General features: G+C 37.7%; 14 protein-coding genes. All 14 read right to left on the bottom strand.

Annotated features, from left to right (window positions below; all coding sequences use genetic code 11):
- Positions 1–16 precede the first annotated feature (16 nt).
- The 14 genes from rnr to SOLCA_RS05855 all read right to left on the bottom strand — a co-directional run bounded on the left by rnr (position 17) and on the right by SOLCA_RS05855 (position 24,620).
- Positions 17–2,146, bottom strand: coding sequence for a ribonuclease R (gene rnr / locus SOLCA_RS05915; protein ID WP_014679542.1), 2,130 nt, complete (start codon positions 2,144–2,146; stop codon positions 17–19).
- A 143-nt stretch (positions 2,147–2,289) separates the two neighbouring features.
- Complete coding sequence (locus SOLCA_RS05910) at positions 2,290–2,772, bottom strand: DUF456 domain-containing protein (protein ID WP_014679541.1); 483 nt, start codon at positions 2,770–2,772, stop codon at positions 2,290–2,292.
- 27 nt (positions 2,773–2,799) lie between these two features.
- Positions 2,800–3,216, bottom strand: coding sequence for a helix-turn-helix domain-containing protein (locus SOLCA_RS05905; protein WP_014679540.1), 417 nt, complete (start codon positions 3,214–3,216; stop codon positions 2,800–2,802).
- A gap of 8 nt (positions 3,217–3,224) precedes the next feature.
- Positions 3,225–3,359, bottom strand: a complete 135-nt coding sequence (locus tag SOLCA_RS23740) for a hypothetical protein (protein WP_014679539.1) — start codon at positions 3,357–3,359, stop codon at positions 3,225–3,227.
- A 12-nt stretch (positions 3,360–3,371) separates the two neighbouring features.
- Complete coding sequence (locus SOLCA_RS05900) at positions 3,372–3,617, bottom strand: type II toxin-antitoxin system HigB family toxin (RefSeq protein WP_456154235.1); 246 nt, start codon at positions 3,615–3,617, stop codon at positions 3,372–3,374.
- Positions 3,618–3,809: 192 nt separating this feature from the next.
- Positions 3,810–5,540 (bottom strand): DUF885 domain-containing protein, encoded by a 1,731-nt coding sequence (locus SOLCA_RS05895; RefSeq protein ID WP_014679538.1) that lies wholly within the window; start codon positions 5,538–5,540, stop codon positions 3,810–3,812.
- A 29-nt stretch (positions 5,541–5,569) separates the two neighbouring features.
- Positions 5,570–7,327, bottom strand: coding sequence for an ABC transporter ATP-binding protein (locus SOLCA_RS23735; protein WP_014679537.1), 1,758 nt, complete (start codon positions 7,325–7,327; stop codon positions 5,570–5,572).
- A 165-nt stretch (positions 7,328–7,492) separates the two neighbouring features.
- Positions 7,493–8,203 carry a 3'-5' exonuclease gene (locus tag SOLCA_RS05885; RefSeq protein WP_014679536.1) on the bottom strand — a complete coding sequence of 237 codons (711 nt, stop codon included), beginning with the start codon at positions 8,201–8,203 and terminating at the stop codon, positions 7,493–7,495.
- A gap of 6 nt (positions 8,204–8,209) precedes the next feature.
- Complete coding sequence (locus SOLCA_RS05880; RefSeq protein WP_014679535.1) at positions 8,210–13,633, bottom strand: AAA domain-containing protein; 5,424 nt, start codon at positions 13,631–13,633, stop codon at positions 8,210–8,212.
- Positions 13,634–13,687: 54 nt separating this feature from the next.
- On the bottom strand, positions 13,688–14,902 hold the full coding sequence (locus SOLCA_RS05875; RefSeq protein WP_014679534.1) for a M48 family metalloprotease: 1,215 nt from the start codon (positions 14,900–14,902) through the stop codon (positions 13,688–13,690).
- 108 nt (positions 14,903–15,010) lie between these two features.
- Complete coding sequence (gene pbpC, locus SOLCA_RS05870; protein ID WP_014679533.1) at positions 15,011–17,422, bottom strand: penicillin-binding protein 1C; 2,412 nt, start codon at positions 17,420–17,422, stop codon at positions 15,011–15,013.
- A 27-nt stretch (positions 17,423–17,449) separates the two neighbouring features.
- A complete protein-coding gene (locus SOLCA_RS05865) occupies positions 17,450–18,358 on the bottom strand; it encodes a serine hydrolase (protein WP_014679532.1) in 909 nt (302 codons plus the stop codon).
- Between the two features lie 110 nt (positions 18,359–18,468).
- Complete coding sequence (locus tag SOLCA_RS05860; RefSeq protein ID WP_014679531.1) at positions 18,469–24,048, bottom strand: alpha-2-macroglobulin family protein; 5,580 nt, start codon at positions 24,046–24,048, stop codon at positions 18,469–18,471.
- A 167-nt stretch (positions 24,049–24,215) separates the two neighbouring features.
- Positions 24,216–24,620, bottom strand: coding sequence for a hypothetical protein (locus SOLCA_RS05855; protein WP_014679530.1), 405 nt, complete (start codon positions 24,618–24,620; stop codon positions 24,216–24,218).
- Between the last annotated feature and the right edge of the window lie 32 nt (positions 24,621–24,652).

Below are 24,652 nucleotides of genomic sequence, written 5' to 3'. Positions count from 1 at the left end.
CCGCAAATATCGGATTTTACTGTGTAACCATTGTAAAATCTATCTGGCGTTTCACCAGATTGACAGATTTAACTTTGATTCGAACGGTGTCTCCTAATTGATATTTTTTCTTTTTACGTTGACCGATAATACAATAGTTTGCTTCATCCAGTACATAAAAATCATCGTTCATATCGCGCAAACGGATCATTCCTTCGCACTTATTCTCGACTATTTCTACATACATGCCCCACTCGGTAACTCCAGAAACAATTCCGTCAAATTCCTCACCCACATTATTCTGCAAGTATTCGGCCTGTTTATATTTTATAGATGCACGTTCAGCCTCAGCAGCCCGTTTTTCCATTTGCGATGAATGTTCACACATTTTCTCATATTGATCAGCATTGGCAGGTTTACCTTTCGCAAGGTAATGCGCCAATAGTCGATGTGACAATACATCTGGGTAACGACGAATAGGAGAAGTAAAGTGTGTATAATAATCAAATGCTAATCCGTAGTGACTGCTCTTTTTAGTCGTATAAATAGCTTTAGCCATTGCTCGAATGGCTAGTTGCGTTAATACGTTCTGTTCCTTTTTTCCAGTTACATCATCCATTAAGAAATTGAGCGATTTTGAAATCTCTTTATGACTTTTCATGTTGATCTTATAACCGAAACGGGCAGCAAATTCCGAAAATTTCGTCAACATCGTTTCATCGGGTGCATCGTGAACACGGTAAACAAATGTATACGATCGTTTTTTAGGTCCCATTTTAGCAACGAACTCTGCCACTTTTCGATTAGCAAGCAGCATAAAATCTTCGATAAGCTTATGAGCATCCTTACGTTCTTTCACATAAACACCAATCGGCTTTCCGGTTTCATCAAGCCTAAACTTAACTTCTGTTGTTTCAAAGTTAATAGCCCCAGTTTTATAGCGCTGATCGCGGAGAACATATGCGATCTTATTAAGCATCAATAATTCATCAGCATATTCACTTGATTTCCCTTCCAACACTTCCTGAGCTTCTTCATAAGTAAATCGTCTATCGGAATTGATAACAGTACGTCCAAACCATTCGCTGAGAATATTGGCCTGCTCGTCTATCTCAAAAACTGCTGAAAACGTCAATTTTTCCTCATTTGGACGCAGTGAACAGACTCCATTTGATAACCGTTCTGGTAACATTGGGATCACACGATCCACTAAATAAACGGATGTACCACGCTCCAAAGCTTCTTTATCCAAAATAGTATCAGGCAATATGTAATGCGATACATCTGCGATGTGAACCCCAATCTCATAATTTCCAGTATCCAATTTGCGGAATGAGATGGCATCATCAAAGTCTTTTGCGTCAATTGGATCGATCGTAAAAGTGGTAATATTTCTAAAGTCGCGACGCTTGGCAATCTCTTCCTGAGTAATTACATCTAATAAAGAATTTGCTTCATCTTCCACTTTAGCCGGAAATTTAATCGGGAAACCATAGTCAGCGAGAATAGCATTCATTTCAGTATTATTCTCACCTGGCCTTCCCAATACTTCAACAATTTCGCCAATTGGATTCTTTGCTCCTTGAGGCCAATCAGTTATACGAGCCACAGCCTTATCTCCATCTTTCACATTTTTCAATGCATGTTGTGGAATAAAGATATCGTGCAACATTTTGCGATCATCGGGTACAAGGAATCCAAATTTTCCTTCAACGGTAACCAGTCCGGTAAACTCCCATTTAGCACGGTCCAGAATTTCTACAACCTCACCTTCAGGATTACGTCCATTGTTTTTCGCAAATACAAATACTTTTACGGTATCTCCATGTAAAGCATTACGGATTCTGCGGGGAGCGATGTATACATCCTGATCCATTTCGGGTGAAATGACATAAGCCGAGCCAGAGGCTGCCATATCAATTTTACCAGTTATATAAACTTTTAGTGATTTTATCTGAAATTTCCCAGGGGTAGGTTCACTCAACGTTCCTCTTTTCACCTCATCTCTCAGCACTTCTAAAATTACTTTTCGCGATTCGTTATCGCTTACATTTAGTTTGGCGCTTACTTGCTTATAATTAAGCGCTTGGTTAGGATTCTGCGATAGAATATTTACTACTAACTGCGTAAATACCTGGCGCAATCCTTTCATTGTTTTTTTCGCCATGCACGAAGATACAAAATTTGATTACTTTTTATGATTACACCGATTGCTCGGGGATTACTCAGATTATCTTTTAGGATTACACTGATTTTTTTTATGATTACACCGATTTTTTTTGGATTACACCGATTTATCCACTTCACTGATTAGCCTGTAATCCATGCGCTGATGAAGTAATAGGCAAATACAATACAAATTATGATTTTCATTAGGGTGCCTGCAAGAAAACCTAAAAAGGCGCCGAAGCCGGATTTTAGGGCTTTTTGAAAGTCTCTATTATCATGAATTAATTCGCCAACAACGGCTCCTACAAAAGGGCCCAGAATAATCCCCCAAGGACCAGTGAAAATACCTACTATTAAACCAACCGTTGCTCCTTTTTGTCCGTAGACGGTACCTCCATATTTTTTTGTTCCCCAAATTGGAATATAGTAATCCATTATGCTTACAATAATTACTACAATGGCAGTGATCACCAAAAATTGAATGCTGTAGTCAACCTTTGTGGTAAAATGGAGTAATAACAATCCAGCCCAACTTAATGGGGGGCCAGGCAAAACCGGCAGAAAACTGCCAAGAAAACCTACGATTATACAAGTTAAACCTAATGCAATAAGCAGAATGTCCATTTGAGTTAAGTCGTTCTTTATACGTTGTTAAACCAAAGAGAAATCTGCTTTTATTAGCCTCAAATTAGATTTATTAAGACTTTCAATAGTTGTTCTAATTCTCATCTGTTCTTTCTTTGAAAGAAAGACTGGGACTAAATCATTCATATCAATCTTTAAAAGATAATTTATTATGATCAGATCTTTAAGAGAAAATGGGCTTATTCCATTCATTAATTCCGACATATGAGTTTTGCTTTTATGTCCTAAAATTTGACCCAATTCTTGTTGACTTATATTTAAACCTTTGAGTTTCTCTTTTATTAATTCTTTTCTTTTGTTGATAAAAACTCGTTCCTTTTCAGCAATTAACTCTGCTATATCACTTTCTTCTATTTTTTCATTATCTATGCTATTAACATTATTCCAATTTGAGTTTTCATAACTTTCAATTATATCTCTCAATTTCTTTCTTAACAATTCAAATATGAATTTTCTTTAGCAAGGTTCCTCAGTTTTCGATCTGCAATTAAAGCCCTTTCTAAATCTAACTCGTTTTCAATCTTTCCTCTTTTTACAAATTCTTCAATATCAAAATGAGTTTTCATATCTTTTATTAGTTATATATAGTCATTTTCTTTCAACCGTTTTTCAATGGTTTTTTTATTGTTTTTAAAAATTCTTTCGTAGTCTTGATGGTTTCCAATCCAAACTACCGAAGCCTCTCCATCATCACCAAACTCCAAAAGAATCATCACTCTATGAACTAAGATATCAAATAAATAAAATCCTTCGTGATGTACACAATCGGCATCTTTTCTCACTTTTTTTAATTCAATTCCATTCTTCCAATTATTGTCTTCAATACATGCAATAAGTCATCAATTTCTGAGCATAACAACTTATTTCCAATGTTTTTACCCTTCCGTTTATGAAGTTTGCTTTTCCCAATAAGTCTCATAGGTATTTACAATTCTAATAAAATTAATCTTTACATTAGCAGCCAATAACAAAAAATCCTTAGATAGAAACTAAGGATTCTTTGCTCTTTAATATGTTTATTTTTCAATTAACTCTTTGATATACTTAACAGGTGCACTGCCATAACTTAAGAACTTTTCATGAAACTGCTTAAGGTTGAACTTATCACCTTCTATCTTTTTGAGTTCTTCGCGAAGATTGAATATCTCTGTAAAACCTGTAAAATAAGAGGTTAGCTGAACCTGTGTAACGCTTACCCTTTTCCATTTACCTTCTGCCTCCGCTTGTTGCTGAAAAGCTTCGTTGGTCAAAAATTTAACAGCATCTTGTTCAGTCTGATTTTTTACATGAACATTATAATCGAGCAAGGTATTACAGAGTGTACGTAAATGCCATTTATAGTACATCAGCCACATTTCCGGTTCATTATTTCCATATCCGGCTTCGAGCATCATACGTTCGGCATAAACAGCCCAGCCTTCAACCATAGCTCCATTTCCAAATACGGACTTAATGATACTTGGCGATTGATTGGCATAAACTAACTGTGTATAATGTCCGGGGATGGCTTCGTGAATATTTAATATCTGTAAAATGTAGTGATTATATTCTCGCAAGTAACTTTCAGCCTTATCTTTTGGCCACCCTTCTAAACTACCTACATTATAATAAGTATTTCCACCTTTATCGTAAGGACCTGGAGCGCTGATTGAAGCACCTGCAACTCCGGCCATGTAGGCTGGCTCTTTACGAACCACAAGAGGTTTTGATGGGTCGATGTATAACAAATCTTTTTGCTTAACAAAAGCTTCCAGTTCCGGGATCTGTTTTTCGATTGATGATTGAAATTCTTCCGATTTAACATGATGAACAGATAATGTATCGATCATTTTTCGGATCATTACCAGTTTATCAGAAGGTTTTGCTGTAGAACCAAAATACTTAGGCCAAAGTTGTTCTGTTAACTTAGCCATTTCTGCGTGGATTTCAATTTTGCGTTTTGAAGCGATTTCATAAATCTCATCAGCTGTATAAGCAGATTGAATTTCGTAGTTAAATTTCTTCTGGTAAAGCGCTGCTCCTAATCTGAAACTACGTGGAGTCTCATTTTTAAATTGCTTTAACCAATCCGCATAATTTTTTACTGCTGTAAAAGCTGCTTTTGAACGACTAATTAACTGTGCTTTTTCATCAGCTGTTAAGCCCGATTTGTTTACCGAATCTAACAGATCTTTTTCAAAGACTACTGATCCTCCAATATTTTGCTCAATTGCAAGGGAAGTATGTTCCTTTGTCGGATTTTTAATATTATTTTTTGCCGCCTCGTAATAGGCAGGAACATTTGCCAGTTTAAGAGAAATACTTTTTAAACGACTATTAAGTCCTTCATACTTTTCACTTAGCATATAGGAGAATACTCCACATATATTATAGTTTGATGGATCCCATTCTCCCGATTTAAGTTCATTGATTCCAAATTGAATGCTTTTCAATTGATTTTCAATCAAGTGAAAATCCGTTTTATTAGCATCCGAAAGTTTTTCGAGATCAAACGATTTGAGAGAATCAAGGTTGGCTGCAGCAAAATCAAGCTGTTGTTTTTGATAGATTAAATCAGGAACTTTTAAAACGCTATCGTATTTATGGAAACCTACATTGGTTGCATAATCTGGGTAAACGGACCAATAGTTTTCAATAAATCTGTTCTTATAACCATCAAAAGCTCCATCAGCATTTGACGTGTCTTTGTTGCTTTGACAAGATGCTATTACAGCACCGGTTAAAAACAATGGTATAATTTTCTTCATATTATTGGTTTATGCGATTGATTCGGTATTTATACACTCAACATTTTACCTTTTGGAATTGCATCGATTAAACGTTTGGTATATTCTTGTTGAGGATGATTATAGACTTGATCGGCATCTCCCATTTCTTCAATTCTTCCCTTATTCATGACTACCATTCTGTCTGAAATAAATCGAACTACTGAAAGATCATGTGAAATAAAAATGTAAGTCAGGTTAAACTCTTCTCGTAATTCGACTAATAAGTTCAGTACCTGTGCTTGTACAGAAACATCCAATGCCGAAACCGATTCGTCACAGATGATAAACTTTGGATTAAGTGCAAGCGCCCTGGCAATACAGATTCGCTGACGTTGCCCTCCTGAGAATTCATGCGGGTACCGATTAAAATGTTCTTCTTTAAGGTTTACTCTACGAAGTAACTCCATTACCCTGTCTTTTTGTTCTTTATCATTCTTAAACACCTTATGTACCTGCATAGGCTCCATAATGGAATTGCCAACCGTTAACCTGGGGTTTAATGATGAATATGGATCCTGGAAGATAATCTGTACATCTTTTCTCAGCTCTCGCATCCTATTGGCAGAAAGATCACGCATATTTTCTCCATTAAACAGGATTTCTCCTCCGGTAGGCTCAACCAATCGTAAGATGCTCCTTCCCAATGTAGTTTTACCACACCCAGATTCTCCTACCAAGCCTAATGTTTCTCCGGGATATACGTTAAAAGTGATATCATCAACTGCTTTTACATATTCCTTCGCCTTACTAAAAATCCCTTTTTTTATAGGAAACCAGGTTTTAACACTGTTTAATTTTAATAATGGCTCACGTGAGTAAATTTCAGACAGACGTTTTTCCTTTTCTCCAACTTTAAAGCCAAATTGTTGATTTACCTTATCAAGATCGAGTGAAGTTTCTTTAATACTCCCGTCTTCTTGTACCTGCATAAAATCTGTAACTGTTGGGAGTTTTTTCAGATTAAGATTGGCGGAAGGGCGACAAGCAAGCAACCCTTTTGTATAAGGATGGTGCGGATTCGAAAACACCTGTTCAGCATTTCCCTGTTCCATTATCTGACCTTTATACATAACTACTACCTTGTCAGATATTTCTGAAACCAATCCTAAATCATGCGAAATAAAGATCATACTCATTCCACGATCATTCTTCAGTTTGCGGAGCAGTTCTATAATTGTTTTCTGCACCGTAACATCTAATGCGGTTGTTGGTTCATCTGCGATTAATAGCTGTGGATTGCACGACAGGGCCATCGCGATCATAACGCGTTGTTTTTGTCCGCCTGAAACTTGATGAGGATATGAGTCGAATAATTGTTCAGCCCGTGGCAGTTGAACCTCGTTAAATAGTTCTATTGTTTTTTTACGTGCAGTTTCTTTATCTACTTTCTGGTGCAAACGGATTGCTTCAGCTACCTGATCGCCTAAGGTATATACCGGATTTAAGGATGTCATCGGCTCCTGAAAGATCATAGCAATCTTATTACCCCTGTAATTTCGGATTTCCTCTTCAGAAAGTTTTAAAAGATCAACGGTATTGCCATTTTCAGTATATAATATTTCTCCATCATTCTTACCATTTGATCGTTCAATCAATTGCATGATCGACAAAGAAGTAACGGATTTACCGGATCCAGACTCACCCACAATTCCAATCACTTCCCCCTTATTTAAAGAGAAATTTATATGTTGAACGGCTGTAACCCAGCCATCTTCGGTTTTAAAACGTGTGGAAAGCTCTTTTACTTGCAGAATAGTTTCAGACATGCCTGCAAAATAGTAATTCTAACATTAATTTGTGCTAGTTTGACTGGCAAGTATTAAAACTTGCTTTTTTATAGCAATTGTTGATGGTGAGCTTACTGAAGTTGTGCTAAAAACAATTGAAATGGAGTGAATTCGGCCACAAGGATTTGTTAGTCGGGCATAATTTTAAACCCTGGCCACATTTTCGTCGAGTATTAAGGCTTTTCCTTTAAACCTTAAAATAATCTGGGCTACGGTTAAAACATCCTTTTCGCAATAAGTTTTAATACGCTCAAGGTCATGATCTTCCCAATATACGGCTCCAACCTGGCTTCCATCGATATCATCTTTAGGTGTTGGAATATTAAGCACTGCTGCGAGTAAACGTAAAGAGGTATAGTTTTTATAATCCCCAAACTTCCAGAGCTCCATTGTGTCCAGGTGATTGATTTCCCAAGGACGTTTTCCGGCAATGTCCAGCAATGGAGGAAGCTCGATGCCATTAATAAGCATTCTTCTTGATAAAAACGGATAATCAAACTCTCTTCCGTTATGGGCACAAAGCAGCTTGTCACGCTTTTGCTTTCTTAAAACAGCTGCAAAATCATTTAAGATTGTCCTTTCATCGTCACCATAAAACGACTTCAACCTGAAACCATAATCGTCATTTTCCTCGGTTATGCGACCTATGGTAATGCAGATTATTTTCCCAAACTCTGCGAAAATACCTGCACGGGTATATACATCAGCGGCAGATTGATCATCCTTTCTAAAATTCCCAGACTTTAATTCCCATAAATGCTGAAACTCCTCATTCAGCGTTAGAAAATCCGGCTGTAGCGGAACCGTTTCTATATCGAGAAAGATAATCTGAGAAAGTGAAATATGACTTAACATGGAAAATTATTCAGCTGTATAACCTTGTGATTTTTTTGCCATTAACATTGATAGCTTTGCTTCTTCTGCTTCTAAAGTATTAATATACGTTTTAATTTGTAGTTGACCCTTACTCCCTATTTTCCCAAAACGAACCACTAATTTATTCTTATCGACAGCAGCTTCCCAAAACTTATTACTTTGATCATTTATACAAACGATCCGATCAAAAACCAAGTGATCGTATGGAGTACCTAAGCTTGGTTTTCCAAGAAGTGGCAATTCAACTTCTTCTTCAATCAAAAAGCCATCAACTTCTTCCTCTGTTTGCTCCTCTTCAGCTAATGAGAGTTTCTTAATAATGGATTCAATTACACTCTCATGGTCATTTAGCCAATCTTTAGCATAAACTGGCATTATTTTCCATCCACAGGCTTGCAACACCTCAGGTCGTTGAAAATATTGCTCCAGCATATTTTTGTTTTCATAATGACTGTCATCATCAACCAATAATCCTAAGGCATAGGTAGTATCATTGGGATTTGCTTTAATAGCCAATGAGCATTTGAACATTGATTGGCCCACATTTTCCATCACTTCATAGCCCCTTTTTTGCAAAATAGCTTTGAGCTGCTGAATAATTACATCGGTTTTTAGAAGACCATTCTCTTGGTGCTTATTAATTTGGAGACCATTTAAAATGGTTCGTGCAAGCTGCATATTTCCATCACTTACAGCTTCTGCATAATGCAAAAAGCGTTTAAAGTAATTTGCACCCTCATTATAATCATTGGTAATGACTGAATGCTTAATGCTGCTAATAATGGCCATGTGTTTTTTGGCACGACTAAATATTACATTTAAACGTTTTTCTCCACCTTTTTTATTTACGGGACCGAAATTCATGAGCATTTTTCGCTTGTTATCAAAGCCATAGCAAACACTCATTATAATAATATCACGCTCATCACCCTGAACATTTTCAAGGTTTTTGACGAATAAACCTACATGTTGCTCGTCTTCAACCCGATTATAAGCATCCTCAAGATCCTGTTCAAACTTTTTATCCGTTTTTGCAAGAGCTGTTAAGGCGTCTTCAATTATGTGTTGCTGTTCCTGACTAAAAGCTACAATACCAATACTATCATTTACTTTCCTCTTTAAAAGTTCTCTTACCAAATTTGCGATGTAAGTTGCCTCGGCAATGTTTCCTCTCTTTTCATACACACTATTAGACAGGTGATGGAAACTCATGCTTCGATCAAATAGAGCGTCAGCGTTTATGGTAGCCTCTTCTGGCTTGGTAACTTCTAACTTTCTTTTTTCAGTATGATGAATAGTTTTGTCGGGGATGGTTAGCAGCCCTGCATCGTAAAACGCATGATTACTGTAACTGATCAAGGTTTCAAATTTACTTCTGTAATGCCAGCTTAACATGGTGCTATGCAGCTTACGCGCACCCTGCACTAGGATACTATCGGCTTCATTGCTTAACAATTCATCATCTTCGTCATTTACATTTTTCTCAAGGTCATCCGGATCTTCTGCTTTTGCCGTAAAGAAATTTGTTGGAGGCATTTGCTTATCATCACCCACAATGATTGTTTGAGATGAACGATACAAAGCAGGGACTCCCTGTTCAAGTGTAATCTGGCTGGCCTCATCGAAAATCACCACATCAAAGAATGTATTATCAACCGGCAAGCTATCACTAACACTCAGTGGACTCATCAGCCATACAGGCTTAATATCCTTTAACACAATCCCACTTTCTTTTGCACTCAACTCACGAATACTTTTAAAGCGCATGCTTTTACTAAATTCATTTTCCAGTATTTTCCGCCCTTCGCTATAATTTTTCTTGATTTGTCTTTGAGTTTGATCCAGCTGGCTTACAGCCATGTTACTTAATTCATAATGCTCAAGAAAATTACTTCTGATCGATGCTTTTATGTAATCTGCATTAAGTTTTAATAATTGCTTATAGCTTTTTCTGATTTTAATTACCGTTTGATTGATTTCATGATAATCAATTTTCTCAAATGACCGATGCGACCTGTAATACATTTGCAACGTTTTATGAGCAATAACTGCCTGGGCTTGTAATGGTGTGAGCGGAATCTCACGTAATACCAGCTTTATATGGTAAGGCAGTTTGCTAAATGTGCGTAATGCAGGGAGCAAGTCTTTTATGGCATGAGCATTTGCCATTATATTGTCTAAATCATCATGAAGCTCACTTAGGTTATTGTTTTCATAGTTAGCTAAACATTGTCGGAGATTTATCTCAAGTTGATGAAAGGTATTATTTAGTCTGCTTAATTGCTTAACTAATTCTGTGTTTCCCGTTTCAACCAGGTAAATTATAAGTTGATTATCATGTTTACTGCGTAATAATTCAAGCTCCTTAAACGATTCCTCCACATTTTTAAGGTTATACTTGTCTTCAATCGTTTCTTTAATTCGCTTAATTTCTCGGGCAGTCTGATACTCTTGTTGCAGCAACTGTAAAACCTGCTTATACGATGGTTTAACCTGATGCTTAGTAAGGTCATAGCTTTGTTGAATTTGTTTTTTTAGCGAACGCCATGAACCGTTTAGGAATGAAAAGAAAAAACCTTCATTTTTTTCTGCAATTACTAAAGCGGCTTCAACATCTCTGCTCTTGAACTTATTAATCCAATTCTCATTTTTTTCCTGGAACTGCTGATAAACCTGCTGTTCCTTGTTCAACAGTTTTATCTGTTCATTAAATTGTTTTGATTTCTCACTGCTATTATCAACAAGCGCCAGATTATCCGTGTCGGCAAAAAGATTTAATGAAACGGCTTCTTCAATTAAACCAGACAACTGTTTTATACCTTCAAATTCAACAGGGATATTATTGGTTTTTAATACCTTGTTAATTTGCTCAAAGGCCGACTTAATATGAGCAATTAACTGATCGATTGCCGAATAGGTGTTTTCCCATAAAAATAAATCGTCGTTAATTTTACTGAATGGATGATCGGCAAATTGAGGTTCTGCATCAATTTCCTCTAAGGCAGTACTTAATTGTTGAATATCTTCACCAAATTCATTCCAGTATTTATAAGGAGGCAACATTTCATCCTGCTGATCCGAAACTGGTATTAAATGAGGTTTTAATGTAATTACTTTCCCAATCAATTCTCTTACAGAAAGATCGGCTTCAGCATAATTTTCAGCATTTGAAGAATGAAAAACCTTTAATTTATCAATCTCAATACTTAGCTGTTGCAATAAAACATTACGCTTGGTAGAAACCATTTTAAGGTCCAGGCGCTTTTTAATAAAATCTTCATAGGTGGCATTCAGATTTTTAATAAAACTTCGTTTATCTGTCTGACTATCGTGAATATAACAACACAACTCATCTAACCCTTTTTGTTTTAAACGGGCAAAAACCACATCCAATGCTGCTCTCTTTTCGCAAACAAATAAAACGTGCTTACCATGGGCTACAAAATCAGCAATAAGATTGGTAATCGTTTGACTCTTTCCCGTGCCTGGAGGACCTTGTATCACATAACTTTCGCCAGAACGACTTTGTAATATCGCTTTGGTTTGAGTTGGGTCAGCTGTTATTACATGGTACCAATCGGTCGGATTATTCAGATCAAATTCAGCATCCTTATACTGTTTGGGCTCATTACTGAACAAATTATCAAACACCTTATGCTGAATATTCTCGTCGATGATGGAGGTATAATCTCTTACAAGACTCATCTTCTTGTAATTGAAATTTCCCAATACCATATTGCATACATCCACGTCCCAGCTGTAAGGATTATTCTCACTTTCAGTTAGGGTGTATAAAGTCCGGTGCTTATCATTATCACCTGTAAGATTATAAGAAGAAAGCTCAATATCTTCATTGATCAGAAATTCCAGATAAGAAGGAGTTGGCTCTACTCGTTGTCTGAATATTTCAAGACCCAAAGGCTTATAGTTTTCATCGTTATAGCTATAATCGATGTCTTTGTAACTACTGAAATTGCTATTCTTTCTGAGCCTTTTTGCATAATTATTGATAGTTTGACGTGCCACACTGTGTATCAATTTTATTCGTGGCTTATCAATAAAATTTAAAATAATACCCTGTTTGGCTGCATCAATCTGAACCTTTAAAGAGTTATAAAACTCTTCGGGACTCATTTCATCCAAGTCGACAAATTCAGGAAGTTTTATATCGTATAAATCTTTTAAAAGATTAGCCAGAACCGGATTCACCTCTGCCACATTATCCTCAACACTCATCACATAAAGATCTTCCTTTAATTTCTTATTTCGTTTTAGCGTTACCGGTAATAGCAATAAAGGACTTTGAATACGCTCATTCGGGTTTTCTTTTAAGTTATGCCAATTCAAAAATGCAACCACCAGTTTTAACTGACTAAAGCCAAACTCGCGTACATCTTTTAACGACTCCGTTCTTATTTTGTCTAAGGAAGACAATAAATACAGATGATCATCAAAGCGCAGGTATTTATTAAGCACAATATCTTTCATGCCTTTTATTCTACCGGAAATTTCTTTATTCCAGGTAAATAAAAGTTCGGGGTTGATGCTTTGATAATGCAACACTTTCGGAACGCTGCTAATCGTCAGGTTTACAAAACGCATATTAGGCTTGTAATACAACAACCGGTTTCTACGGCTTGTATCAAATAACCTTTTTCTGAGTTTCTGTAAAATAAACTGGCTTCTTTCCGTGAGTTCTTTATTTACCCAACCAGCTGTATTGCTTAGATCAGTTTGCTTTTCAAAATCATAATCCCGGTAGTTTTGTAATACATTAATGATGTTGTATAAATCCTGAGTACGTTTTGCGCGATCTAACTCAGTCATTTGAGTGATTAATGCGCCTACTGTAGGATGTATGCGATTATTATATTGAATGGGGTTTGTACGGTATTGAACAAAAGTCCGCAGATCGTCCTCTATATAAAAATTAAGCCCCATAGAGATACTTGCTAACAGCAACCCCAGGCAGAAAATATCTGTTAGCCCATCATGATGTCCGGAAATGATCTCATAAGAATTATAACCTGCTATGTAAGCCGGATGAGTTAATTCCTCATTCGAATTCCATTTAATATGCAGATCTTCTACTTTGGTCGCACCCGAATCAACATCGGTATCAAATTTTGACTCACCTGTTATAGCAAAATGCGGAGAACGTAATCTCTGCCATAATAAATTGATTTTATCAGGAGCTAATACACTTGGGTGCGCAAAGTTTTCATCAATATCCAGTACGTTATTATTGATAAATAAGGAACGCTCTCTTTCAAAGCTTGCTACTTTTTTCTCTTCATGAAAAGAAAGGACCTCTTCCATTAATGGAGTTAAAAATGCAATTACATCATCCGTTGTATAATTGCCTTGATCAAAAGCGGTGTTTAAAAACTCTTTAAATGTTATTTGCAAAGCGAAATTCTTAATATTAATGATTGGATTGATGGGATAAGCATAACGAAACAACTATTCAGAGTAGATCTGTTCGCCTTCGTTTTCTTTTACTTCATAATAAGCCTTTAACACTTCCAGCTTATAAAGCTGCATTTTTTTATCACTCATTTTCAGTTCTTTCTTTACAATTGATTCAAATTCATCTCTTAATTGCAGATCTTCTGAAAATTGGAATGCCCATCCACGAGGAATTTCTTCCAATGACCCATCAGCAGATGAAAAATCAAAAAGTACGTAACTTAAATACTCTTTTATGCTGATATTTTTAGTGTCGGTTATGGCTAATATCGATTCATTAAGCACGGCATTTTCATCCAGGCTAAAATCAGCGAAATATTGCCTCGCCAAAGCAATGATGGTAGAAGATTGAAACCATTTAGGCTTAAGGAATAACTGTAAAAATTTCCGGGTGAAATTGGCTAACTCAACTTGCTTAAAAATATCGAGCTTATCCAGATCCGTTTGTCCTTCGATAATCCGGCTGATAGCAACCTCTGCTCCTTCTTTTTGCTCATGCCATAATTGTAATGCTTTTGCCCTGATAAAATTCTCAGGGTGAGAGAATGTATCTGCTTTTGTAAGATCATTGAGCTGAAATATTTCATCAGCTTGTTTCAGAAAACTGTCAGCATTTACACTTTCAACACCAGTAGCTATCTTCACCAACGCAGTAATGATCGGGGCTCTGTTTTGAACAACAGTGTAAGACCCTCTGTCGCAAAAAATTTCGGTGTACAGCTTAAATAACCGGGCAGTTTCAAAATAAGCCGGATCACTGTTGTAATTATTAGCAATTGCATTGATAATCCGATTGGCAATTTCCAATTCACCATCGAACAATTGAAACAACTTCACATGAGTAAGCTCGTGCGCTATTATTGCCAGGAGTTCTTCATCATTCAACAATTTGGTAATAGCACCACTAAAAACTATATGAGCCTCATTATCAACATAAATAATACTGGCATTTCTTTCATCGGAAAATTCGGCCTGATAAACAGTTACAGGCAGATGATCTAAACCTAACTGCTGTTTTGCGAAATTAACCTTATCATAAATCAACGAATCGGTCTCGGCATTGTATTTATAGGAACTCTTTAACAACTGAGTTTTAAACTCCTTTAACTGCTCCTCTTTGTTTTTTGCTTCCCTAAAGAAAGTCCAGGTTTTTGACTGTTGCTTAAAATAATCCCGAACCTTTAAATGATAGGATAATGCTGTTAGCATAAGTAGGTACAATTAAAATCAAACACTTAACAATAAACTGTTAATTAAAAATATAATCAGCAATAATAAGTCCTTTTTGCAAAAACTGAAGCGTTTAAAGCATTAAAATTATTGCTCTTTTTCCAACGTAATAAACCACGACTCCAATCTTTCACCGTTCTCATCAACCAGTGTAAGTGTATGTCTCCCCGGTGCCGGATTTACTGCTATTTGATGAAAACTCTTGGTGGTTTCCACAAATTTATCATCAATATGCCAATAAATCTGACTATCAGGGTTTCTATGTGCCACAGAAAAAATGGTTTTACCCCTACTTCCATCCATTTCTCTTGGAACATAAATCTTTGCTCCGGATTTAGGATAAATCAGTTCCATCACAGCACCCTGCTCCATTGCTGCCGCACAATCCGACCTGTAGGGAGGTAATGGTCTGTAAAATTGGTTTTTTGATTTATAATACCATTCCATTGCCGGAGGGAGTACAAACCACGATTTATTTTGCATTACTTCAGGAGGTTCACAGTTAGAATTAACCCGAAACTGACCGGTTCTGTCTAAATGCACCAACTGATGATAAGGACAAGTTGGGGTATTTATACCCGCTTTAGGAACCCAAACAGAATCTACCAGCTCACATAATTTACTTGCTTTATAGCCGCTCAATCTGCAAACAGGAAGTTTCCTTAATTTATCATAAGGCGGTTCGAACCATGGAGAAGAAGGTAATAACTTAAAAATATCAAACATCACCGGCGCAGCGGCAGCAATACCCGTAAGTCCGGGCCTACCCTCTCCATCGGCATTACCCACCCAAACTGCGACCACATATTTGGGAGTTAAACCGATAGCCCATCCATCCCTAAATCCAAAACTTGTTCCGGTTTTCCAAGCCACGCGTTGGGTAGAAGAAAACTGTTGCCATAATTGCTCTTCACCTGGCCTCATTACTTCTTCCATTGCATTAAACGTAGCCCAAATAGCTCCTGCATCCAATATACCTGCAACCTGAAGATCCTTCTCATCAGCAGAGTCATTTGCATTACGATAGTAAAGTGGAGAATGAATATCTTCGGGAGCATATTTCCCATTATCGCGTGATTGATGATTTAAAATGCGGGTTAATCCGGCATAAATTCCGGCAAGTTCCCACATTGAATTTTCACCACCACCCAAAATGAGTGAGAGTCCATAATGACCCGACGGCTGTTTAAGTGTGGTTACCCCTAGTTTTTTCAGCTTATCATAAAACCGTTCTACCCGGTAATTCTGCAGCATTTTAACCGCGGGAATATTCAATGATCGCGCTAATGCTCTCGAAGCCGGAACGGCACCATCATAACCCAAATCGTAATTTTCTGGCGTATATCCTGCTATTTGCGTGGGAATATCAGCAACTAATGTGTTGGGCAGAATAGCTCCTTCTGAAAGTAAGGAGGCATATAACAATGGTTTTAACGTACTTCCTGGGCTACGGGGAGCCGGAATAACATCTACATCACTTTCATTTCCTGAATCGCTTACATTACCTACATAAGCTAATGCATTCCCTGTTTCAACGTCTAAAACCAATGCAGCTGCATTATCAATGCTATTTGCTTTAAAATAGGTATGGTGACGATTTAATATTTCAACCACCTTTTGTTGCAGCTGTAATTGAATGGTGGTACGAATACTTGTTTGATGAAATTGCCCGGGCGTTCGTTGATAATCTTTCCTAAACCGATCCAACAAATGAGGAGCAAAACGTGGCAATGCATAAGGTTGATCAGGAATTGGTTCGAGTTTAGCCAGATCGGCTGTATTTTGATCAATTACATTTTCAGCAACCAACTTATCCAGTAACTTATTACGCTTAGTTTGTAAGGTTAACCTGTTTCTTCCGGGGTGCACTAACGAGGGACTGTTTGGTAATACTGCCAAAGTAGCCATCTCTCCCCAACTTAATAAATCTGCTGAACGTCCATAATAACGCCATGCAGCTGCATCAAGTCCAACCACATTTGTTCCAAAAGGAGCATTGGCGGCATACAGACTTAATATTTCATTTTTAGAAAAGGATAGTTCTAACCGAAATGCATAAATCATTTCAATGAACTTCTGCCATATGGTTCTTGGCTTGTTTCTGGAAAGTCGGATTACCTGCATCGTAAGGGTACTACCTCCGCTAACCACTTTTCCGGAGCGCAGGTTTTGCCGGATTGCCCGGCTAAATGCTAATGGATCAACCCCTAAATGGTGAAAGTACCTTTTATCCTCAAAAACGGCAATGCATTTGGTAAACTTTTCTGGGACATTTTCATTAGCAGGAAACCGCCATTGTCCGTCACTGGCAATTGCAGCCCCCATTAATTCGCCGTGGCTATCTTCAATAACAAAACTTGTTGGCGTTTGGAACAATTGCTTAGGAAGCAAGAAGATGAACCAAAACAACAAACCGATTAAAACTGCAAGTGTTATTTTCTTTACTACAGATAATCTCCTCAATTTATCATACACCCAAAAAACACTTTTCCTAATCACTTTTCAATGCTATTGATATTCAACTTATTAATAAAACTTCTCACTGCCCTCTGCCGGTTTCCAGCCATAATTTGGTTCAAAGTAATTCCAAAGTAAAGCTGATAGTTTTCTGATCAACACATAACCCTCATTGTTAGCGTGCCAACTTTCATCTTTCTGATTTTTAGTGATAATACAGAATACATAATCGCCATGCGGCGCATTTACCAACACAACTTCTGAACGCGACTGGTCAACGGCTCCTTGCTTTGAGGCCACTTGAATATAAGGAGGAATTTGTGACAATGCCTCACCGTCAAAATAAATACGGATAAGGTTTCTATAAATCCGTTCACTAATGGCAGGACTAATCACCTCATTTCGCCTGATTCTAACCAGCAATTCCGCCATCTCAAGAGGAGTGGTTTGTCCCCAACCATATAGTTTACGATTCGCTTCTCTACCAGGCGTGCGCGAATTGACTCTTGTGTATTGAAATCCGTTAGTTCCCAGCCATTCATTTATAGTAGTCCCTTTCCCGGCCATCGATTGACACCATAAACTTGCTGTATTATCACTGGTTGTAATCATCAGCATTGCAACCTTACTAAGGGCTACTTTTTCATTGTTTTTGAATGAACCAAGAATATCTTCTCCTTCATACAACAACGAATCTTTATAGGTAAGAACTGAATCATACTTTAGCTCACCTTTGTTGATCTTATTGAATAAACCAATGGTAATTGGCACTTTGATCATACTGGCCGTAGGAAAAATAGTATCCGCATTAAATGCGGCAGTTTTCCCGGTCTTAAGGTTCTTCACGTAGATACCAACTGTTCCGTTAAAACCTTTCACCAATTCCTGCAACTCACCATTTAACTTTTTATCGACATTTTGTGCCGATGAAACCGTGCAATAAAAGAAAGCGCAAATAATAACTAACAGTTTTTTCATTTGTAAAGTTTATTTATAAGTGTTTACCTCACCCCGACCCTCTCCTAAAGGCGAGGGAGTCCTGCAATGCGAGCGCTCCCTCTCCTTTAGGAGAGGGCTGGGGTGAGGTCTTATCTCGCCGGAATTACTTCCACCCATTCCGATTTCGATCCTGAACTGATCTTCGCGTCATACATAGCTTCACAATTGGTTGCAGGCAAATAAAATTTACCCAGGTAGGAAGCATTTAGTAAGACATGATACGTTACAGCCCTGTTTGAAGGCAAATCAAAATAAGTATATACTTTATCGTCCTTTATATCCTTATAGGTTGAAGCGGATGAATTAAACTGATTTTCATTATTCGATAAACGGGTATTGATAATCTGCCAACCTGAAGGGAATAATTGCGATAAGGCTAAATTTTCATAATTACCTCGTTTACCCGGATTAGTGACGGTTATTTCAGCGACAAAGTCCGTTCCCTGTTCCAGCTTAGTAATATCCAACGGTTTACCATCCAACGTTTTATACGTTAAGTCCATTTTTAGTGCCTCCGAGTTTTCAAAAGCCTCAACAGGTTCTCCAACTTGTGGTTGCCCGCTGGTAATAACCCTAACATAAAGCACGTTCGATCCTGAATTTTGAACAGTTGCCGCACCATTTCTGGTTAGATTTAACTGAGAAACCGATGCTGAAGAGTTTACGGATCCCTTGGTACCATTCGCCTGATAAGCATAACTCGTTTTTCCGGTATTAGCACCACAATATTCGGCAATAGCAATTAATGAATAAGCTGTTGTTTGCGTACTGTACCATTCATCCTGCGATAAGCGGGCCGCTACACTTTGCAACAGAGAAGCTGCTTTTTGTCGTTCATTCATTAGTGACAACACTTCAAGGATCATTGCCTCGTCACGCAGGTCAGAGCCATACGTTCCTCCCAACTGATTCTGCTTTTTAACTGAAGTTCCTAAACCATGAATCATGGCTTTGGCTGTTTCTTCCTGACCAGCCAACTGATAAGCAGCCGCCAGTCTCCATTTGGCTTCTACTGATAAATACTTAAATGTTTTCAAACGATTCATCGCTCCGATTTCCGGTGCTTTGGCTAAGGCCAATAAATATAACCGGTACGATTGTGAAAGATCACCTCCATAAAAATTATCGGTACTTGGAGTCCATGATACCGCTTTGCTCTTCTGGAATTTTTTCCATTGCTGAAGCATCGACGACGGTAATGCATAACCTCGCTCCTGAGCTTCCAGTAATAAATGGCCGGCATAATTGGTTCCCCACTCATCTGCTTGCGTAGCGCCTGGCCAATAACCAAACCCTCCATCTGTTGTTTGGTATTCTTTATACCTGTTTATTACAACTTTTACGTTTCTATCTATTTCAGCTTTTTGTTTATCAGAAAGATCCACTAATTGATTTAAAGCCAATTGTGGAAAAACAGCAGAAGTGATTTGTTCAACACAACCGTGCGGATAACGAATCAGGTAATTCAACCGTTTAGCCAAGTTAATAGCCGGAATTCTCGATACTTCAAGTGTCCCTCTTGAAGTTCCTGCCATACCAATCAGCTGAACCGGTAATGATGCAGATTTTCCTGGTAAAACCGTTGCTTGTTGTACTCTCGTTATTACATTATTTGGATTTCGAACATCAATTTCAACATCGTCGTCTGCTTTTTCTCCTCCACTTTGGGCTGTCAGTTTAACTTTAGCGATTCCTATAGTTTGTTTAACTCTTACATCAAAATAAACCAGCTTTTCTCCAGGTTGATTAAATGCAACCGATTGCGTTTTAGAACCAATGACTTCTAGATATGGGTTTGTTTGTAAGGTTACCGATGCATTTTTAATCGTATTTTCCATTGCAAAAACGCTTACAGGAAGCTTAAACTCTTCGCCCGGACTTAATACTCTTGGCATTGTACTTAACAGCATTAATGGCTTTTTAACTGCAACAGGTTGCTCTGCGAATCCGTAGGCTCCTTTATTACCGGCAATTACCATTACACGTACCGATCCAATATACGGAGGTAGTTTGATGCTGTGATTATTAACACCTTTCCCTTTTAAGGTAAAAGGACCCAGGAATTTAACCACAGGTTTAAAGCGATTGGCACGGTTTGCAGCTGCAGCTTTTCCTCCACTTTGATCACCACCGATACTTAAAATACGTTCCAGCTCACCTCCCCATGCTCCAATAACATTATCGAACAAATCCCATGTTTTTACCCCCAAAGCTTCGCGGGCATAAAATGATGAATATGGATCCGGCGTTTTAAACCTGGTGATATCTAATAAACCTTCATCAACCAGGGCTACCGTATAAGTCATGTCTTTACCTGTGGCTTCCGAAACAGAAAAATTGACCACACTTTCGGGACGAATACTTGTCGGTATTTTTAAAATCGGTTTTAAAATGGTGTTTTTATCCTCTATGGTAACCGGAATAGCACCGTACATTCTTATTGGTTTATCGTTAATCGTTTGTGAATGGGGCTGCAATAGCGTTACATTGACAAACACATTTGGCGACATGTTGCTTTCTGCTTTAAAGCTGAACTTTGTCTCTCCTTTTTCTGCATTTACCCAATAGGTTTTCACCACACGACTTCCCGATTCAATACTTACCAACGCACGACCACCTTGTGCTGATGGAATCGTTAGTTTAACATCTTCACCTACATTGTATTTTTCCTTATCACTGGTAAATGTTAACATCGTTGCAGCTGTCGTTCCGCTGCCATCAGAACGTGAACTCCAATAAGGATTATCAAGGTAAACAATCTGACCTGTAACATGGCCGCTTTGCAAATCCCTGATTCTAACCAGGTATCTGCCCCAATCATTATCAGTTACTCGTAAATTCCAGTTACCTCGACCATTTTGAAGGGTTACTGCTTCTCTTTTAATGAACTTATTATATTCATCCTGTGTAAAATTGCTAAAGTTATCACTGGTTTCATCCCACCACCATTTCCATTGGATTTTAAAGACTTCCACTTCAACCTGACGCTGACCACCAATTAATGCCCCGGACGTGGTTACGTTCGCTATAGAAATCAGGTTATCTCTTCCTGTTGGCAACATACCGGTGTATTTATCACCTTCCGGAACTTTTATCCCAACATATGAATTATATACATGATATGGCATACTGAAATTATCGATGCTAAAATTTCCTCCCGGTTCAAAAACCTTTACAAGAAAATTCGCATTAAGCATTCCGGGTGCATTTTTATCAGCTGAAATGTTGGCCTGAACAGTGGCATTACCATTATCATCCAGTTGGCCGTCAAAAATGGTTTTATTCTCTGTAGAGAAGGAAGTAGCCGGATCTTCAAAATTATATTCACCTAAACCTTTAAAAGCGGTAGTAATTGAAGACAAAGAAACATCAACTTTGGCTTTTAAGCTATGAGCTGTTCCACCGAAGAGCCAACGTGCATTTAATTGTCCGGTCGGATTTTGTCCTTTACTTAGTTCTTTTCTTCCACCGAAATCCAAGTTTATTTTTAATCGATTCGGCATAATTGTTTCAATACGAATCGTTTTCTGAAACGTTGCCCCGCCTACTTTAATTTTTGCCTGCCAGTTTCCTGTTGGAGAATTTGCCTCAGTAACGGTAGGAAATGCATAAAAACCATTTACATTTTTGGTTTGAACAATTCGTTTGTATAGCTGCCCCTTAGGATTATACAACTCAAAACTTACTGGGTGTCCCTGGGGTAGCTTGTTTTCTTTATCTTCCAGAATGAAACTTACAAAAATTGAATCACCAGGGCGCCAAACACCACGTTCGCCGTAAATAAACCCTTTTATTCCTTTTTGAATCTCTTCTCCTCCTAAATTGAATTTGCTGATTGGTAACGAACTTCCATCATCCAAACGCAGATAACCACGTTGTACCCCACTTTTTGCTAATAATATAAATGGTTGACGAGGAAGGTCGAAACGAGCCCAACCGTCTGCATCCGTTTTTCCCGATGCTAAAACCTGGCGTTGATAGTCCAATAACTGAATTTCGGCACCTTCAACAGATTTTGTTGTTAAGAGATCCGTAATAGCCACAAACATGTTGTTATCATTTCCACGTTTGGCGATAATTCCCAGATTTGATGCTAATACATTTCGAACAGCCCATTTTTGTTTATTGTAGAAAGAAAACTTACATGGATCTTCCCGTTCGTCCCAACTATAACCATAAGGGTAATAGGAGTCATAACGACTCCAGAATTCGTCATCTTCATCTATTTTTTCACCATAGTACTCTCGTTCACTTGCTGCATTTTCTTCGGTATCAGCTTCTGAACAATTATATAATGAATACTCTTTACGGAATCCGATAGTGATACGATAAATTGCGCCCGGTTCAGTCCTGATAAGTTTATCAAGATCAAGAGCAAACCTGTTTTTCTTTTGCAATTGCACCCCTCTATCTACATCTAGCCTGATTGTTTTTTGAACAACAGGTTTTCCAACTCTCCTCAGATTGTAAGATGATTCGCTATTCAGATTGTTATCCTGCAAATACTGAGGGATATTATTTTCGTAGATTTTAATAATCGTAACATCAACGGCTTTTAAGTTAGTAGCAAAAAATGGCATTACTAACTTACCACCTGTTGGCAAGATGGCTCCATTACCGGGGATTTCTACACTCGGATAGCGGTTTTCAAAAAATACCGTTGCCGACAATGGAGCAGGTAATTCTTTTTCAATTATGTTTTTAATTCCCGGTGCTATTCTGACTGTATAATTTTCGTTCAGATGATCAGGTGCATACACTTTAACTTCACTACCTGTAATGGTAAAGCGTAAATCAGACACTTGCTCTACGGCAATTAAGCCTTCGAGATCTTGACTGATGGACACCGGATCGGAAAACTGAATAAGAATGTATTGATCAGGTTCATTTACAGCTCTAACTTCTAACACTTTAAAATCACCTACAGCCGGCAGTTCTACCCTTTTATCAATCTTTTTATCAACATTCAGCGGTTGTCCGGAACCTGAAATAACCAGTTGCTGAGCGGTACTAGATCTGTGTAAACTGTCGACAACAAACTTGTGCACACGCAAATCATTCTCATGTGTCCATTTTAAGCTGATTTTTCTACCACCCAAATTAGCAGTGATCATTTGTTCTACCTTTTCCGGATCTTCCCCATCTGCAGTAGCAATTATACCAGAGTAGCTCATCCATTCCAATGAATTATCAATGGACACAAACCCATTATAATCTATTGAAAAAGATGGTTTTAATGTAGAAAAACTAAACTCGAATGTCGAAAACTGATCTGGAACCTCCGTAATCTTGCCCAGCTTAAATTTAACTTCATACAATTGATCCGCTTTCATGGTTTCATCCGGACGAAACTCAATGGTACGAGCGTCTACCCAGTATGCTTTCCCATCAACAGAGGGAGAAATGGAAAATATTCCATCAGCAAGCGGTTCTTCTGCTGCATGTAAGGTTTCTGTTTGTACAGCTAACTGAATCCTTATTGGACTTTGACGCGAAACCAAACCAGAGGTATATGCTTCTATGTACTGGCCAAACGCTTTATCTGGCTCCTGAAGCTTCTTTTTACAAGAAGTAATTCCCACAAAACCAATAACCACAATTAACAATGATGTATAGATAGCGCTAAAGAGTCTTTTTCGACTCGGACGAAAGGTATGAAGTGTAGACATATATTTAGAATATGCCTTAAAAGTGATAAAAAAAACGAATAGTAAAAAATAATTAATGCTACATCAAAAAAGTTAATACATAAACTATAATTCCTTTATAGCACATAAAAAAGAATGCGCCTCATCAGATAACTAATGAAGCGCATTCTTAATAAATTGTTAACCTATTATTTGATCATAACTCCCACTTTTCCGATCAGTGGTAGTTTAACAAAGTTGTCGTCAATAATACTTTCAGGCAAGAAAATAAACTTCTTATCGTAAATAACTCCATTTTGGTAGAAGCTCAACCAATACTCATTCGTTAAGCCAAATACCTGCTCATCAATGGCTTCAATCTTTGCAAACATATTTGCACCAACTTCACCTACAATATGACGAAGAACTGAGGTTTTAACATCTTTACCGTTGTGCTTTCCATAACCTTTGGAATTTATTAAGACAGTTTCTAACGGCTGATCTTTCAGGTTTAACAGATACACATTCCAGACCCTGCTTTCGGCACTTTCATTTTCTAATGCCACAGCCATCGCCACATCGGTAACTTTATTTTCAGGAAGATCTTTTTTCATTTTAGTTCATGGTTAATGGTTCATAGTTCATA

It is taken from the genome of Solitalea canadensis DSM 3403 (assembly GCF_000242635.2).
Classification (GTDB): domain Bacteria; phylum Bacteroidota; class Bacteroidia; order Sphingobacteriales; family Sphingobacteriaceae; genus Solitalea; species Solitalea canadensis.
Note: the sequence above shows the minus strand (reverse complement) of the source record. Positions and strands in the feature narration are given on the sequence as shown.